Raw genomic sequence first — 16,558 nt, 5'->3', positions numbered from 1 at the left:
CCACCTTGAAGTTTAAGGACGTGCAGGGGGCTTTTCAAGCAAGGAGATGGGACAGAGGGAACATATTGACGCAGCAATTGCATACCGCAGATTGAGTGGGTTGATTTTCCAAGAGTTATTGCTGAAAAAACAGAAAGTGATTAATAAGCAGCAAGTCGGTGAGCGGTCACTATCTGGGCGATATGATGAAACGGAACAATACCACTGCACAGAGCAAAATACTGACACATATCACTGGATAGATGATGTAACCATCTTTCGAACGGCGAGCACGCAGAGACACCAGCTGACAAAGCAACAGATTGTAAATAATCAGCAGGGATGTCAGCAGAATATTGGTGGCAAATGTCAGCTCTTGAGCGTAACCAATGTACAAGCCCATCAGAATGAAATTGGCGAGTATCAGATACAGCAAAAACTTCTGAATCGCTTTACCCGAATTTGGGCTCTTTTTTACTCGTGTTATCATGCTTGCTACGTCCTGGATTACACATGATCAGACGACCTTAAATTCAAAAAACTGTTGAGATATATCATGTTTTTATTATTGCGCGATCCTTGCTCAACAATTGCCCCATGACCCGGCTCATTTCTTTACTAATGTGCGGGATGTTAATGATATCAACATCTTGCCATGCTTATCACAATTATCAGTGGCAAGTTGGCTTCCCTGTCCCGATTCAGGGTAAAGGGGCAGATTTGGTCGGTCAGCAGCAGCAATTCTTGCTGAAGCAGCGCCATTATCTTCAACAACGTCTTGCGGAGACACAGCCCGTTATTCGCTGGGTCGCGGAACAGGTTCACGAACGCAAACTGCCGCCCTTGCTTGCCTTTGTTCCTTTACTGGAAAGCAGTTACCGATTGGATGTGGTCTCTTCTGCTGGCGCCGCAGGCCCCTGGCAGCTGATGCCAGATACCGCCACCCGATTTGCCATTCCCATCACCAGCGAATTTGATGGACGCTATTCACTGCCATTGGCGACAGAGGCAGCCCTTTCCTATCTGGCATGGCTGTATCGCTTCTTTGGAAATGACTGGCTGCTTGCTTTGGCCGCCTACAACGCAGGAGAAGGGCGGGTACTCAATGCGGTTTTAAAAGCGGGGACACGTAATATATGGGAACTGGAGCTTCCGACTGAAACACGCTTTTATGTCGCGCGCTTTGTTGCGCTGGCAAGACTGCTTGATATGGCTGACAGCTATCAGTTTCAACTTCCGCCATGGCACAGCGGCAATGACTTGCAAATATTCCGTCATCCGAACGGCTGCTCACTGCCCGCGTGGGCTCAGGCGAAGGGCGTATCAATGAATGAAGCCAGCAGCTGGAATCCGGCCTGGCAACTCCCTGTCGCGCAAGGGATAACCCATTGCCCGATCGTCTATAGCAAGGGCAAAGCCCCCACCGCCAACCAGAAGAAAGGGGCGACCGCCATTGTCAAAGCGGTCTCACTGGACAGTCTGCATGACCCCCTTTTACTTAAAGCTGCCAGGGGGCTTGATATGAGTCGAGGAGAAATCAGACTGGAACGCTTGCCTGATCCTCTTGGGATTCAGCAGAAGCGGCCGCTGATTGCGGCACCATGAAACAGTGGCGCCAATGGCTCAGTACCGGAGCCAAATCAACCTCTTCCGGATATGACCAGCGAGCCCCGTAAAAGCAGAGCTGCCGACCAATAGCGCGACGATGAGTGATGTTGCAATCCAGCGCAATTCGCGGCAACAGGGAGAGCGTCACCGTTTCGGGTAATTCAAATCGGGCCGGAGCAAGGAAACCGACCCCTCCCGGGCCAATATCTTTGATCACTGCGCGGCCGATGCTCTTGTCAAACAGCAATCCGGAAATCAGCAATCTGGCCGCAATCCCGCAACTCTGTGACTCGAAAGGCGTTGTTCCATCGTGCAGATACCAGCGCGGCACCTTTCGGCGTGGATCATTGTGCGAGGTATGCAGCGGAAACTCGATCTCAGGGTCGTCCATGGGAAATCATCTCCTTGGCATGGGTGGTTGCCGCTTGCGTTTGGGAGCTGAAAAGTTGCTCCAGATTAGTTTCTGCCTGGGTTGTCATGACCAGCAATTCAATGCGCCGATTACGGCTGCTTTGTGGATTGCGGGTATCTTCCAGCATGGTATCGGCCATCGCGACAACCTGTCCGACCCGTTCAGGTGGCATGCCTCCCGCCAGCAACACCCGTCTTGCCATCATGGCGCGGTCTGACGATAGCTCCCAGTTGCTGTAATTGTCACCGGCAAACGGTGTGCTGTCGGTATGGCCAGAAATCATGACCCGATTCTCAATTCGCTGGAAAATGGGGGCCAATGCCATCAACAGGTGACGAAAAAATGGAGTGATACGTGCACTGCCGCGGCTATACATTTCCCGATCCGCGTCATCACGGATCAGGATCCGCAACCCTTGGGGAACAATTTGAATCTCGAGGTTATTCTTCGCCTGCATCTGCTCAGCAAGATGGTCGATAAAGCTGGCCAGCTGCTTCATCTGGGCTTCACCCTCAAGCTTGCCTATCAACAGCTTTTCATACCCACCGCTTGGACCGTCAGAAAAAATGCTCTGATTACGGTCCATATGCCTGGGCATCAGCTGACCCTGCTGATCGAACTTGGGGTTAAGCTCATCCATCACAGAGGGGTTGCCACCGAGATCGACAGGATAGGGGCTGTTGCGAATATCAAACGGGTTTGCCTCACTGTCCATGATGCTGTAGTCCCGCAGGCGACTGGCAACGACTTCCCGCTCCTCCTGATTTGACACAGCGAGGATCCAGAGCACCATGAAGAACGCCATCATGGCCAACGTGAAGTCGGCAAATGCCACCTTCCAGGCGCCTCCCCCTTTGGGACCGCTGTTACGACGCTGCTGACGCTTGACGATAATCTGTTCGTGATTGCGCATTACATCGCCCTGTTGGTCACCCAATCTTCCAGCTCAAGGAAGCTTGGTTTGACTTCAGGCTCCAGGATCTTGCGACCCGAATCGACGGCAAGCAGCGGTGTCTTGCCACGCAACTGGGCAATCAGGATCGACTTGATGCACATCAACAGGCCGATACGGCGCTTGACCATCTCTTCCATGGCATTGCTGATTGGCTCCAGCAAGCAGTAACAGAGGAAAATACCGATAAAAGTTCCCACCAGAGCGGCCGCCACATGGACACCGATATTGCTCAGAGGGCCGTCCAGTTGCTGCATGGTGATGATGATCCCCATCACCGCAGCAAGAATGCCGAAGCCAGGGCAGGCCTCACCGGTTTTGTGCAAGGCATGAGCAGGCTTGAGCATGTCCTCTTCAATGGCCATGATCTCCTGCTCCAGTACGGTATCCAGTTCATGGGGTGTGATCTTGCCCATTCCGAGCAAACGCAGGTTATCGATAATGAAACCAAGCAGTTGGGGATCTTCCGAAATCTGGGGATACATCAAGAAAACCGAGCTCTGCTGGGGATTTTCAATATGCTCGTCGAGCGCCTTCATCCCCTTGTTGCGTGTCTCTTCAAGCAGTTGATGCATCAGAGTCAGCAGTTCACGATAGACCTCTTTATCTTCTTTATTCGCTTTGAAGCACATCTTTATCTGCCGCCACATTTCATGCATCACCTCTTTCGAGTTGCCCAGAAACATGGAGCCTACCGCTGCGCCGATGATGATGATGAGCTCGGCTGGCTGCCACAAGGCTGCGAGGTTTCCCCCGGCCATCATGAAGCCACCCAGCACGCACACTAATATGACGCCGATGCCAATCTGTTTTTGCATGAATGTTCCCGCACGATACAAGAAGGGTCACCAGTAAAGGTGAAGCACTACTATATGGAGTCGACCAATCGCTGCTTTAGCTGAAGTACACATTGTTTGTGCAGCTGACAAACCCGGGATTCGGTTAATCCCAGCACCAACGCGATCTCTTTCATGTTGAGCTCTTGCTGGTAATAGAGGGAAAGCAATAACTGCTCGCGTTTATCCAGAGTGGCCAACACCTTGCTGATGGTCATCGCCATATCGACATCATCAGATTCGGTAGTCGGGGCTTTACCGCCATTCTCCAGCCACTCTTCCAGACTCTGCAGCGCTTCAGCCTGGCTGGCGTAGGACAACTGACGCACCTCATCCACCGAACAGTCGAGCGCAGTAGCAAGTTCTTGCTCTGAGGGGGGGCGCCCCAAACGATTGTGCAGTTCACGCTGCGCCTGATTATGGCCGTGTACCTGCTGTCGCAGTTGGCGGGGTCGCCAGTCCAGACGGCGCAACTCATCGAGCATGGCGCCACGAATCCGTTTGAAGGCATAACTTTCAAACTGGGCATCGGGCTCGCTGCCATAACGGCGCCACGCCTCCAGCAATCCCATCATTCCCACCTGCTCCATGTCCTCCTGATCAAAACAGGCACTGACCTGGCTGCGCAGATGGCTGGCGGCTCGCTTCACCAAGGGTAGATAGCGAGCAAGAATAGCGGGCTCTCCCGTGCGAGGAAGTTGCGGAGTATCGGCAAACTCTTGTTGAGCATCCCAAACGGAATCTGTCATATCGTGGCTACTGTACCAGTACCTTGGTGATCAGCACTTCATCAAGATAGGGCTTATAGCCATATCCCTGTACCGTAGTGACCAGCTTGTCGCGCAGAGAGACTTGCAACTTGGAAATATTCTGCAGCTCGACTTTTACGTCATCATGGGAGCGGTGGCTGAAATACTGCACCATGGCATTGCGGATCAGTGGCGTCAGTTCATCCAGCTTGGCAACCTGCGCCGGGTTGTAGGTCACCAGTGCCAGCTCCAGCACCAGATAATGAGACTGCTCACCCCCTTCCAGACTGATAACAAAGCGCTCCATCGGCTTGAACAGCGGAGTGCTGCTCAGCTCGGGCTTTGGCTCTGCCAATCCGAGCCAGACTTCGACCACATCGCGCTTAAGCCATGCGCCATAGGCCAGTATGGCCAACAGACACAGAGCCATGACGAATATCATCAACCACTTCATGACACGCCGCATAATGTAAAACCACTCTCGTTATTACGGGTTAAAAATCAGACCAGTGTATTGAGCCAGTCGTGCACCGTATCCCATTGGGAATCCGGATCATCCTGCCACTGGCGGCGGCCAGCCAGGATCTTCTCCTGTTGCCACCGCTCCTGCTGTCCCTGTTCGCCACCCTGCCCCACATTGACCTCGACCCCACCGGCATGATGGGGAGCCAAGCTCATGCGCAAGCGCTCCATCGACTGGATCATCGCATCGCGCACAGCCGGATTGGTCACGTTCAACTGGACATTGAGCCGGTCACCATCGAGCTTGACGGTCAACTCCAGTCGCCCCAGCTCTGGCGGGTCCAGCCGGATATGAGCCTGTTTCACCTGTTGATTGACCTGCAGTTCAACCTTGTCCTGAAGCAGGCTAACCAGCTGCTGTCCCCACTGGCTCTGGTTGTCTGGCAACCGGACAGGAGCCCATTGATAGTCGACCGGACGCAGCGGTGCAGCGGCGAGTTGTCCGACTGCCAGCTGGCGAGCATCTGGCAACCTGTTTTCTACCGCAGCGGTGTCAGGCACACTTCCCATATCCAAACCGGCAGCCATAACCGGCAAGGTGAAGCGGCCGGGCAATACACCGGTTTGCCCATTCGATTTGACAAGCAACGTAGAGAGCGCCTGTTCTGCAGCGGCAGAGACCGTTTCACGACGCGGCATCACCTCTTGCTCGGGCAGCGCTGTCGCACTCCCCATCAAGGTACGAAGAGAGGGTGGCAATTTGTTATCCACCACCACCTGCTGGCCACCGGTGCTACCTTCAGCTCGGGAAAAAGTACGGCTCACACGAAAACCATCAAGATCGGCATCACTTACTCTGACAAAGAGAGGAGGCATATTGGTAAACGCCGGCAGCTGTTCAGCCGGGTCGCCTTCCGCCCCCGGCTGTTCTCTCTCTTTTTCCTCTACCGCAACATCGCTGGCAGCCAGCTCGGGCAAGGGCAATGCAAGCAGAGGGTCAACCGCCTCATCCAGCGGTTGATACAGCTCACCTTCACTGCCGGCTTGGCCGGACAAACGGTTCAAGGCCGTGACATCAGGCGAATACGCAGCGTCAAAACCGCTAAATTGAATCAATCCCATTGCTCTGTCTCACCGTAGGCGGTCAAGCCTTCACGAATCGAAGAAAGCTGCTGCCACTCCTGTTTACGAACCAGGGTTTCCTGCTCGCAGAGTTGCAATGCCTGTCGATACAAAATTCGGGCTTTATCTCTTGCTGGTTGCAACGCAGCCCAGAGTTGGGGATTCCGGCTAACTTGAGAGACAAATTGTGCGAAACGTCCATCGGTTAGCCTGACTGCATCCCACTGGCCAGCTTGCGCTTGTTGCAGCAAGAGCGTACCCAACCCCAATAACTGACGCTGGCGAGTCTGCAATTCGGTCTCACGCAACACGGGAGCAATACCTGACATGACGAGCCCCAAAAAGAAGATAAATCAGCCCACAAGCAAGGAGTGGGCCAGACCGAGAACCAAGAAATTTCAATATGTTGGGCGTGAGGAAGAACGGAGAGGAAGGAAGTACTACTTCCGTATTAACGAGGATGACGCGCCATTGCTTCCCAACCCTCTTTCAGCTCTTGCAGGATTTTGCGCACTTCGGCAAATCCCTCAACATTGTTGGAGACGCTGATCTCGAACAATTTCTGACCGCAGTAGTCATAAAGACGATGCAGATTGGCTGCCAGCTCGCCACCTTTATCCATATCAAGTGCGCTGTCCAACCCGCCAAGAATCTGCAAACACTTGCTGATTGCCTGACCCTTTCGTTCAAACTGGCGGGCAAGAATATGTCCTTCGGCTCTGGCCATCTCGTCGAGCAGCCCCTCCATCAGCATCAGTACCAACTGATGCGGATCAGCGCTAGCAGCCTTGGCCTGAGTAGCGGCAAACTGATAAGCATCGTAACCATCTTGATGTTCAAACATGTAAAACTCGCTTGCTCCGGATGAGGCAGCCAAATAGCAAGACCCCTTACAGGGCGCCCATGGTCTGCATCATCTGATTCATGGTGGTAAATTGGTTGAGGTAGCGCTTATACGCGGAATTCATACGGCGATCCAGCGCTTCCATTCGCTCATTCACCCGCTTTTCACTGGCTTCCAAGCCACTCTTGCGCCCTTTGAGTGCGCCATCGCGCTTGGTGTAGGGATCGAGTGAAGTGCTCATCCGCTTGAGCAGACCATCATCCCCCATCAGTGCCTTGCCCAGCAGCTCGGGATCTTTCTCCAGTGCCTTGTTGAAGTCAGTCTCGTTGAAGGATAGCTTGCCGGTCTTGTCTGTTTTGATGCCAAGGCTGCTCAGGCTGAGCCCATTGGGCAGATCTCGCACACTGTTGGAAAGCACGCTCTTGAGGCTGCGTACTCCGCTATCGGAAGAGAGCGCCCCAGGAGCCTTGGGGTCACTGGACATCATCTTGGCCAGTTCGTCGATCAGCTCGTTATAACTATCGGTGAACTTCTTGAGAGAGCCGGTGACCGCCTCTTTATCCTGTTCGACAGTCACCTGCAGAGGCGCATCGCCGCTCTTCTGTGCTTTGGTGAGCTGGAGGGTCAGGCCATCGACCACATTTTCAATCTTGTTGCTGGCCGAGGTGATGGTTAGCGGATTGTTCCCGCCCATCTGCAACTTGGCATTCTGGGCTTTGGTGATCTCGCTCTTGTTGGCAATGGCAGTTCCCAAGGAAGAGCTTGCATCACCGCTGTAATTCACCGTAATGGCATTCTCTTCACCACTATCCTTGCTGGTCAACACCATGTTGACCTTGCCATCAGTCCGAACCAGTGTGGCTTTCACACCCGGGTTATCCTTGGCATTGTTAATATGGGAAACCAGATCCTTCACTGTCGATCCAGCAGGCAGGGTAGCCAGATCGATATCGAGCGTCTTGCCTTTGACTGTGAGAGAAAAGATACCATCCGCAGGCAGGGGGGCCGTCTCGCTATCAAGGCTAAGACCAACCTGGTGAGACTGGGCTAACTGTCTCCACAAAGAAGTTGTATTGCCCCGAGCTGGCCTTTCCATTGCTCGTCACCGTCATGAGCCCTTCTTGGGACATGGTGGCCTTCTGGGCTTGCAGGTTGGATGCCTTATTCAGATCCTTGAGCATGGTCTGGAAGGTCGACAGCTTGGTCGTGAGTGTGCTGATTGCACTCTGCTGCCCCTTGATACTGTCCATCTGCTTTTTCAGCAGCTTATCCATATTCTGGCGCTCGATAGCTACCAGTTGCATTGCCATGCTGGCCGGATCTACTTGCATCACTACCCCCTTATTCTGTGGCATGCCTGTTGGAAAATGTCCTTTAATCCCTTTCCAACCGACACGTAATGGCTAAACAAAAGGCCGCCCCCATAGGAGCGGCTATATCACCTGTTAACGCAGCAGGGAAGTGACCATGCCTGTCATCTGGTTGGAGTTGGACAGCACGGACATGCCAGCCTGCATCAGCATCTGGTTCTTGGTCATGTTGGTGCTCTCCTGGGCGAAGTCGGCATCCATGATACGGCCGTTCGCCATATCGGTGTTCTCTTTCATGTTGGAGAGGTTGTTGACGGTGTGCTCCAGACGGTTGATGTTGGCACCGAAAGCAGAACGAGCCTCACCGATCCCCTTAGAGAAAGTATCCAAATCTGTCATCGCTGCCGTTGCTTTGGCCTGGTCAGCAATGCCAGCCTTCACATTAGTACCATCGGTACCTTTACCAGTACCAATCACACTTTTCAGGGCTGTAGCCAGTGTACCTGTATCTTTTAATTCCAGTTTTTCAGCGGTGGTGCCCCCGATCTGGAAAGTTACGTTCCCTTGGAAACCACTACTTGCAGCAAGCAGTTTCTGACCACCAAAAGTGGTGTTGTTGGTGATGTTATCAAGCTCGGAGCGCAGCTCAGTAAATTCTGAGTTCATAGCTGTGCGATCTGCAGAAGTGCTTGTTCCGTTTGCAGACTGGGTGGCCAGATCCTTCATGCGTTGCACGATATTGCTCATCTCGTCCATAGCACCTTCAGCAGTCTGCATCATGGAGATGGCATCCTGAGAGTTACGCATACCAACTTTCTGACCGCTGGACTGCGCTTGCAGACGAGTAGCCATCTGCAGACCTGCGGCATCATCGGCAGCGGAGTTGATACGCAGACCAGTGCCCAGACGCTGCATGGCGGTGCCCAGCATCTTGTTGGTGGAGTTCAGCTGGTTCTGAGTAGTCAGAGAAGCGAAATTGGTGTGAATAGACAAACCCATAACATGATCCTCATTTAAAGCTGCGTTCGCAGCAAATAACTGTACAAAAGTAAGAAGCGACAGCTGTGAGCAAAGACTTGAATCAGGAAATAGAAATTAGAGGAATAGAGGCAAAACAGAAGAAAATAAGAGCGGGCTGAAGAGAGAAAATAAAAAAGGCACCCACACCAAAAATCAGGATGAGTGCCGCACAGAATTAACGCAGCAGGGAAGTTACCATGCCGGTCATCTGGTTGGAGTTGGAAAGCACGGACATGCCAGCCTGCATCAGCATCTGGTTCTTGGTCATGTTGGTGCTCTCCTGAGCGAAATCAGCATCCATAATGCGGCCATTCGCCATGTCAGTGTTCTCCTTCATGTTGGAGAGGTTGTTGACGGTGTGCTCCAGACGGTTGATGTTGGCACCAAATGCAGAACGAGACTCACCGATTTTCTGGGAGAAAGTATCCAGCTTAGCCATAGCATCGGTAGCTTTCTTTTGATCCCCGATCCCTGCAGCAATATCAGTGTCCAAGGTACCCTTACCAGTGCCAACGACCTCCGCCAGAGCCTTGGCTAGGGTTCCTGTTTTTTTCAACTCAAGCTTCTCAGCGGAAGTACCGCCTATCTGGAATGTCACATCTTCCTGGAAGCCCTTGCCAGTCTTGAGCAGTTCTTGCCCGCCGAAAGTGGTGTTGTTGGTGATGTTGTCAAGCTCAGAGCGCAATTCGGTAAACTCGGCATCCATGGCTTTACGGTCTTCTGCGGTACTGGTGCCGTTAGCAGACTGGGTAGCCAGATCCTTCATGCGCTGAACGATATTGCTCATCTCATCCATAGCACCTTCAGCAGTCTGCATCATGGAGATGGCATCCTGAGAGTTACGCATACCAACCTTCTGACCGCTGGACTGGGACTGCAGGCGGGTAGCCATTTGCAGACCGGCAGCGTCGTCAGCTGCAGAGTTGATGCGCAGACCGGTGCCCAGACGCTGCATGGCGGTACCCAGCATCTTGTTGGTGGTATTGAGCTGACTTTGAGTAGTCAGAGAAGCAAAGTTGGTATGAATAGACAAGCCCATGATGTAATCCTCGATATGACGCTGCGGCGCAGCATGTTAGGTTGACATCAGATATAGACGACAACTTTTTGCCGGAAATTTAGAGCTCTGTTCTTATATTTTTTTCAGGTTGATCAATGGATAGGAATGGCCGTGCTAAACTCGCCGGATTAATTTATAGGCATGTTTATTGCTTTAAATTGCAATCCTTCACTATCGGAAAGCGACATGGCAGCATTTCTATATACCCCTCGGTTTGTCACGCAATTTCAATGCATTGGAGATGGCTGCAAAGACAACTGCTGTCATAGCTGGACCATCAGTATCGATAAAGCGACGTTCCGCAGTTACGAAAAACACCCAGATCCCGTAATACAATCGCTGAGCAAACAACACATCCGCAAAGTAAAGAAAAGCAATGAACAGTGGGGAGTCATAACCCTTGACGAGCAGGGAGCCTGCCCTTTTCTTGACGAGAAACGATTGTGTCAGATCCACGGCAAGGCAGGGCCAGATGCACTCAGCCAGACTTGCAAGACCTACCCCAGAACCCAAACCCAGCTCGCCAACCAGCTCAAGAAATCTCTGGTTCTCTCCTGTCCCGAGGTCTGCCGGCACCTGTTGCTAGACCCAATGGCAATGCAGACTGAGGAGGCCCAGCTCAGGCAGCCTCTCCCCTTTACCACGCCGCCATCCACAGCCATGGCAACCCTGCATAGTCTGAGCATCCACGTGCTGACAACCACCGATCTCCCGGTCGAACAGCGCCTATGGCTTATCGGACTGCTGCTTCATAGGAATGCAACCTCCTTGTCGCACGAAGCATTTCTCGAGCAGGTCGCGGTAATGGCCGACCAAGGGGAACTTCACGCCATGTTCGAACAGTTGCCCTCCATGCCCACATTGCAGTGGTGGGGACTGAGAACGATCACCCATCAGCTGGTTGCATATTCGCAGGGAAGGCGTGGCCGGCAGACCATGCAGTTCTGCCTCGACAAAATAAATCAGGTACTAGAGGGCGTTTATGACGAAAGCAAGCTTGCATTGCTGCAACAAGCCTGGCTCAACAAGGTAACTCCCTTTCTGGCCACAAGGCCTCACATTCTCAACAACTACCTGCTCTATTACGTCTACAACAACAACTTTCCACTACAGCAGACTACGCCCTTCCAGGGCTATCAGCTCCTGGTGATCGATTACTTCCTGCTGCGCAACTACCTGTGTCTGCTGGCCATGGACAAGGAGCTGGAAGAACAGGATGTCATCGATCTTTTCTACAGTTATCACACCATACGCCAGCACAACCGGAACTTTCTCAAGACCATAGAAGAGGGACTAAGTACCTCAGGTTTTTCATCCGACCTCACTCTATACGCCTTGCTGAAACCCTGAAAAAAGACCGCCAGCATGTTGCTGGCGGTCTCTTTTTCCATCTTGGCGGTGATGTAGCACGTCATCCTTTATGTGAGCAGTGCCACCACATTCTGGCGCGATACGTTGGCCTGAGCCAGCAGACCTGACATGGTTCCCATAAAACCACCCTCCCTGAGCTGCTCACCCAGCTTGCCCTGAAGCTGCTCAAGCTCCTGCTGTTTCATATTCTGGCTACGCGCCTTGACCCGATCGAGCTGCTTGACCATTCGCTGGCGGAACTGCTTCAGCTCCCGCACCGACTGCTCAATCTCCCCAAGCAATCTTCTCAGGCGCTGTTGCTCCTGTCGCAGCTCACCTTTGTCGATACCTTCGCCCAGCAGGGTCAATTGCCCCGGCTTTGCCTTAAATTGCACCGGAACAGGGTTTCCGGCCGGAATACGAATGCCTTCCCCACTAAGCAGAACCGGCTCGTCCAGTTTACGTCGATGCAACTCCGGCACGCTTAACTCCAGCTTGCCCAACTCGTTGAGACGCGCCTGAATGTGCTCTTTGCGTAGTGCACGATCCAGCCGGGTGACCACTTCCGATTCATTGGCTCCAGCAGGCAGCATCACTTCAACTGCACTGCTGCTCTGTGGGAAAGAGAACACCAGGCGCTCGGCGCCCGACTTGGGGGTGAGCAGGTCAAGCCGCTCTGACCCGTAACTCACCCGACTGTCCCCTGCAGATGCCAGCAAACGTGGCTTTAATTCGGTATTAAGGGGAGCTTGGGGTTGGGTCAACTTCTCTTCCAACACTTTCAGGCGTGACACCAGATCGCCGCTCGCCGCCCGATTCTGGCCAAGTTGCTGTTCGAGGCGCTTCAATTCACCCCAAATCTGGCTCAAAGCCTGCTCTCCCCCTTGAGCCTGAGCGATCCGCTGCTGCGCAGTCCCGATCAAAGCCCACCGATCCAGCCGGACGATATTGGGGTGACGCTCAGTTTCGCCGGTTGGCCGGGACGCACTCTGAGCAGTTAGGCGCCCGTGCAATCTGGGCTGGGCAGGTGTTTCGACCACTCCACCCAAACGGGTTTGCTGAATCTGCATCATGGCTCCCTGAACCTGAATTTATGGCATGTAGTTGAAGAGGCTGAGTCCGTTAACCTTGGCAAATGCCTGCTGCTGAACTTGCAAAGCCATCAACACATGGGCCTGCTGGGTAACAGCACTGGCATAGTCGAGGGACTCTATCTGATTGCTCACTTCCTTGCTATAGACCCCTTTCTCGGCATGCCCCTCATCGACCTGATCAAGCAGGTTCATACGTGCACCGATGGTGCTCACCATCTGGCTGATATCGTCCTGCAACACCTTGCTGCGATCCAGCATGCCGCGAGCCTGATCAGCAGCATCGGGGGCTCCGCTCTCCATCGCGGCGACCATGGAATCCAGCTGTTTGAAGAAGTCGCCATTGTCGATAAACAGCTTGTCCGCAGTCTGGTTGAGACCCACCGTCACACCATTGGCAATGCTGACTTCGCGAACCAGACTATCGCCATGGTACTTGTAACTGCCGAAGTCAGGATCTGCCGGATCTGTGACCTTGACCAAGGCAGGCTGATCGACCTTGCTACCGGTAAACAGGCTGGAACCACTCTCATTGCGCGCATTGGCAAGATCGAACAAGCCATCTTTGATAATCGCCGCCTCGGTCGCCACGGCACGGCGATCATCTTCAGAAAGCGAGCCGTTTGCAGCAGTCTGGGTCAACTCACGCAAGCGCATCAGCATGTTGGTCATCGACTCCAGCTGGATTTCGCCCTGAGAAAGCTGGCTTTTGGCATTGGCAATATTCTTCTGATACTGCTCCATCGCCACCTGCTCCTTCTTGAGGCCGAGCAGCCGCACACTTCCCACAGGATCATCGGAAGGCTGAAGGATCCGTTTGTTTGAGGAGATCTGGCGATCGAGGCGGGCATACTCGCCGAAACCGTGCTGCAGATTATCAAGCATGCTGAGCTGGATCTGGTTGGTACTGATGCGCATGGTCACTCCGTCAGAACATGTTCAGGATGGAATTGAAGAGCTGATCCGAGGTGCTGATCACCTTGGCATTGGCCTGATAAACCTTGGTGTATGCCATGATTTTGACCCCCTCTTCATCGGTGTTGACCCCACTCACGCTGCTCAGCTTGGTGGCCATCTGCTTCTCCATATTGGCATCAGCCTGCATGGTCGCCTTGGCCTGTCCACTCTGTACCGCAATCCGGCCAAGCAGAGCACTGTACGCGTCGTACTGGCCTTCCTTGATGGTGATGATCTCCTGCAAATTGCGATTGTCACCTTTACCACCGCCGGCCTTTGCAAAGGCAAGATGATCGCCGGTAAAACCATCGGCAACCTTCAAGGTTCCGGAAGGGTTGAGCGGATCGTAGCTAAACAGGGGTTTACCTGGATCACCATTCAAATCGACACCACCGGCCTGTTTGGCATTGAAGTCATCAGCCAGCTTCTTCGCCATCTGATTGAGCTCGTCGCGAAGCGGACGCAGTACATTGGCGCGATAATCCATCACCCCAGCCAGAGACCCTCCATGCAGCGTTGGAACCTCAAACGTTTGCGGACCGAAACTCAGGCTAAGTTTGTCACCGGCCAGCGAAAGGGTACTGCTGCTGCCGGATAGAACCAACGGCTGCCCCTGAGGCAAACTGATCGAGAACGAACCATCGCTCTGCCGGTTAACCCTCACCTCCATATAGGTTGAAAGCTCGCGCACGACCTGTTCACGGCTGTCTTCCAGTGTGGATGTATTGACCCCTTTGGAAGCCTGTTCGCTGATCTGGGTATTCAGTTCGGCAACCTGCTTCAGATAACTGTTGACCTGAGAAACCGTGCTGTTCAGCTGATCGTCGATCTGCTTCTCCTGGGTCAACATACTCTCGTTGAGCTGACCAAAACGGTTCGCTAGCGCACCGGCCGAGCTGACGATCTGGCTGCGTTGTGCCGGGGTTTCCGGGCTGTCGAGCGCAGCGCTGAGGGAGGCAAAGAAGCTGTCGAGCCCCTTGGTGATATTCATCGATTCACTACCCAGCAGCTGCTCTGTAGTGTTGATGTACTGGTAAAACGAGTAGGAGGAGCCTGTCGCCGAGCGGCTACGCCAATGCTGGGAAACCAGATAATCATCCGTGATCCTGCGAACACCGGTTACCTCTACCCCCTGGCCATTATCCAGCCGACCAAAACCGGACAGGCTGCCCATCATGGCCTCCTGGCGACTGTAGCCGATGGTGTTGACGTTGGCGATATTCTGGGCGGTGACATTCAACGCGATTTGGGCCGCGTTAAGTCCGCTAAAACCGATATTGAGCAGCGACATCAATCAACCTTCTTCATTTTTACCGAGTTGAGAGGCTGGCTGAACGCAGCCAGGGTCTGCTGCTCTGAAGCGACCACCCCGTCCGGATTCTTTAATGACGGAGCCAGCTGGTTGACCATCTGCTCCCGCAGACCTATGCCACCTCGCTTGACCATGCTCATCGCCAACTGGCTGTCATACATATCGCGATAGAGGGATTGCCCCTTGATAATCTTGTCGTCCTCATCCTGCAGGGCATCCGTCGCCGAGCGCATATGTTTGAGCACGGTTTGCAAAAAACTGACTTCAAACTGACCGGCTGCAGCATCCAGCGCGGCACGCTGATCCGGGTTGCTTTTGATTTGCTGCAATTCATTGAGATCCTGATAAAAACCGGGATCCGAGCTAATTCTGGTCATGATAATCCTTAGATAACCACCAACTCACCTTCGAGGGCGCCAGCCTCATCAAGCGCTTGCAAGATGGCCATAACATCATCAGGGGTTGCACCGAGTGAGTTGACAGCCTTGACGATCACTTCCAAGGAAGTGCCATCCGGCCAGACAAACATGTTGTTACGTTCCCGATCGACCTGGATCTTGGAATTGGGGGTCGTCGTGGTCTGCCCGTTGGAGAAGGCGTTGGGCTGACTGACCGTCTGACTCTCGCCAATCGTCACCGTCAGACTGCCATGACTGACGGCAGCCTTGTGAACCTTGACCCCCTGCCCCATCACCACAGTACCGGTTCGGCTGTTGAAGACCACTTTCGGCCGTTCCTGACCCGGATCCACCTTGATATCTTCCAACAAAGCCATAAACGCGATGCGCTGGCTCTCGTCCCTGGGGGCTGCAACCTGAACCCGCCCGGCACTCACCGCTCGGGCAACCGGCCCCAGCTGATGGTTGATGGCGCGCTCCACATTGCGGGCTGTCTTGAAGTTGGGTTGGTGCAAATTGAGGGTCACTTCCGGCTTCTCGGCAAAATTGCTTACCACCTCTCGCTCGATGGTGGCACCGTTAGGGATAATCCCGGCCGTCGGCACGTTAATCGTGACCGATGAACCCGATTGCCCTTCCGCTTTCACACCGGCGACAACCAGATTGCCCTGCGCCACGGCATAGACTTCACCGTCGATACCACGCAGGGGGGTCAGCAGCAGAGAACCACCGCGCAGACTCTTGGCATCACCAATGGAAGTCACGGTCACATCGAGCAACTGCCCCTTGCCAGCCAAGGCGGGTAGCGTGGCCTGAACCGAAACGGCTGCCACGTTCTTGAGCTTGGGATCGATATCGTCCGGTAACTGCACGCCAAACTGCTTGAGCATGTTGGCCATGGATTGGCCGGTAAATTTGACCTGGCTTTTGTCACCGGTCCCGGAGAGACCAACCACCAGACCATAACCCACCAGCTGGTTGGTTCTCAGCCCCTGTACATCGGCAATATCCAGCAAGGCTCGTTTGGCCGGTGCGGCAGCCTGACTAAACAAGGGCAAGCAGAGACACAGCAGGGCGATAAACCATCTGTTCATGT

18 protein-coding genes and 1 pseudogene are annotated in these 16,558 nt (G+C 53.6%); 3 read left to right on the top strand and 16 right to left on the bottom strand.

The features are described 5' to 3' along the window. Positions 1-46: 46 nt before the first annotated feature. A complete protein-coding gene (locus tag ACTG2O_RS06085; RefSeq protein WP_019444793.1) occupies positions 47-496 on the top strand; it encodes a hypothetical protein in 450 nt (149 codons plus the stop codon). 80 nt (positions 497-576) lie between these two features. Then, complete coding sequence (locus ACTG2O_RS06080) at positions 577-1,584, top strand: lytic transglycosylase domain-containing protein (RefSeq protein ID WP_236284935.1); 1,008 nt, start codon at positions 577-579, stop codon at positions 1,582-1,584. On the opposite strand, the gene ACTG2O_RS06075 is transcribed toward ACTG2O_RS06080, so the two are convergent. The 11 genes and pseudogenes from ACTG2O_RS06075 to lafA (ACTG2O_RS06025) form a co-directional block, all read right to left on the bottom strand. Beyond that, entirely contained in the window at positions 1,517-1,978 is a 462-nt protein-coding gene (locus ACTG2O_RS06075) for a hypothetical protein (protein WP_080741269.1), read from the bottom strand. The genes ACTG2O_RS06080 and ACTG2O_RS06075 overlap by 68 nt on opposite strands. Beyond that, complete coding sequence (lafU, locus tag ACTG2O_RS06070) at positions 1,965-2,912, bottom strand: lateral flagellar motor protein LafU (RefSeq protein WP_019444795.1); 948 nt, start codon at positions 2,910-2,912, stop codon at positions 1,965-1,967. Before lafU ends, ACTG2O_RS06075 begins: the two co-directional genes overlap by 14 nt. Continuing rightward, positions 2,912-3,769: a lateral flagellar motor stator protein LafT gene (gene lafT / locus ACTG2O_RS06065; protein WP_439975464.1), complete on the bottom strand. Its 858-nt coding sequence runs from the start codon at positions 3,767-3,769 to the stop codon at positions 2,912-2,914. Before lafT ends, lafU begins: the two co-directional genes overlap by 1 nt. Positions 3,770-3,819: 50 nt before the next feature. Then, positions 3,820-4,536, bottom strand: a complete 717-nt coding sequence (lafS, locus tag ACTG2O_RS06060) for a lateral flagellar system RNA polymerase sigma factor LafS (RefSeq protein WP_026034857.1) — start codon at positions 4,534-4,536, stop codon at positions 3,820-3,822. 7 nt (positions 4,537-4,543) lie between these two features. Further along, on the bottom strand, positions 4,544-4,966 hold the full coding sequence (lafF, locus tag ACTG2O_RS06055; protein ID WP_269428984.1) for a lateral flagellar basal body-associated protein LafF: 423 nt from the start codon (positions 4,964-4,966) through the stop codon (positions 4,544-4,546). Between the two features lie 71 nt (positions 4,967-5,037). Then, complete coding sequence (locus ACTG2O_RS06050) at positions 5,038-6,063, bottom strand: flagellar hook-length control protein FliK (RefSeq protein ID WP_230848189.1); 1,026 nt, start codon at positions 6,061-6,063, stop codon at positions 5,038-5,040. Between the two features lie 47 nt (positions 6,064-6,110). Beyond that, complete coding sequence (locus ACTG2O_RS06045) at positions 6,111-6,449, bottom strand: hypothetical protein (RefSeq protein ID WP_026034859.1); 339 nt, start codon at positions 6,447-6,449, stop codon at positions 6,111-6,113. 122 nt (positions 6,450-6,571) lie between these two features. Next, positions 6,572-6,964: a lateral flagellar export chaperone LafC gene (lafC, locus tag ACTG2O_RS06040; RefSeq protein ID WP_019444801.1), complete on the bottom strand. Its 393-nt coding sequence runs from the start codon at positions 6,962-6,964 to the stop codon at positions 6,572-6,574. A 46-nt stretch (positions 6,965-7,010) separates the two neighbouring features. Next, positions 7,011-8,295 (bottom strand): annotated as a pseudogene (lafB, locus tag ACTG2O_RS06035) (lateral flagellar capping protein LafB). Positions 8,296-8,409: 114 nt separating this feature from the next. After that, on the bottom strand, positions 8,410-9,273 hold the full coding sequence (gene lafA / locus ACTG2O_RS06030; RefSeq protein WP_019444803.1) for a lateral flagellin LafA: 864 nt from the start codon (positions 9,271-9,273) through the stop codon (positions 8,410-8,412). 196 nt (positions 9,274-9,469) lie between these two features. Then, complete coding sequence (gene lafA, locus ACTG2O_RS06025; RefSeq protein WP_019444804.1) at positions 9,470-10,333, bottom strand: lateral flagellin LafA; 864 nt, start codon at positions 10,331-10,333, stop codon at positions 9,470-9,472. Positions 10,334-10,540: 207 nt separating this feature from the next. Here lafA (ACTG2O_RS06025) and fliB point away from each other — a divergent pair, with 207 nt between their 5' ends. Next, the gene (gene fliB, locus ACTG2O_RS06020; RefSeq protein ID WP_019444805.1) at positions 10,541-11,704 is read left to right on the top strand and encodes a flagellin lysine-N-methylase; all 1,164 of its coding nucleotides are present in this window, start codon (positions 10,541-10,543) and stop codon (positions 11,702-11,704) included. 68 nt (positions 11,705-11,772) lie between these two features. On the opposite strand, the gene ACTG2O_RS06015 is transcribed toward fliB, so the two are convergent. The 5 genes from ACTG2O_RS06015 to fgIL all read right to left on the bottom strand — a co-directional run bounded on the left by ACTG2O_RS06015 (position 11,773) and on the right by fgIL (position 16,556). Continuing rightward, entirely contained in the window at positions 11,773-12,573 is an 801-nt protein-coding gene (locus tag ACTG2O_RS06015) for a hypothetical protein (RefSeq protein WP_230848188.1), read from the bottom strand. Positions 12,574-12,795: 222 nt separating this feature from the next. Next, positions 12,796-13,713: a lateral flagellar hook-associated protein LfgL gene (lfgL, locus tag ACTG2O_RS06010; protein WP_019444807.1), complete on the bottom strand. Its 918-nt coding sequence runs from the start codon at positions 13,711-13,713 to the stop codon at positions 12,796-12,798. A 10-nt stretch (positions 13,714-13,723) separates the two neighbouring features. Next, positions 13,724-15,043, bottom strand: coding sequence for a lateral flagellar hook-associated protein LfgK (gene lfgK, locus ACTG2O_RS06005; protein ID WP_279488490.1), 1,320 nt, complete (start codon positions 15,041-15,043; stop codon positions 13,724-13,726). Continuing rightward, positions 15,043-15,441: a rod-binding protein gene (locus ACTG2O_RS06000; RefSeq protein WP_019444809.1), complete on the bottom strand. Its 399-nt coding sequence runs from the start codon at positions 15,439-15,441 to the stop codon at positions 15,043-15,045. Before ACTG2O_RS06000 ends, lfgK begins: the two co-directional genes overlap by 1 nt. Positions 15,442-15,449: 8 nt before the next feature. Continuing rightward, positions 15,450-16,556 (bottom strand): lateral flagellar basal body P-ring FlgIL, encoded by a 1,107-nt coding sequence (gene fgIL, locus ACTG2O_RS05995; RefSeq protein WP_019444810.1) that lies wholly within the window; start codon positions 16,554-16,556, stop codon positions 15,450-15,452. Positions 16,557-16,558: the final 2 nt, after the last annotated feature.

The organism is Aeromonas sp. 61P (genome assembly GCF_051919545.1).
Classification (GTDB): domain Bacteria; phylum Pseudomonadota; class Gammaproteobacteria; order Enterobacterales; family Aeromonadaceae; genus Aeromonas; species Aeromonas veronii.
The sequence above is the reverse complement of the archived record's forward strand: the minus strand, read 5'-3'. Positions and strand labels throughout refer to the sequence as shown.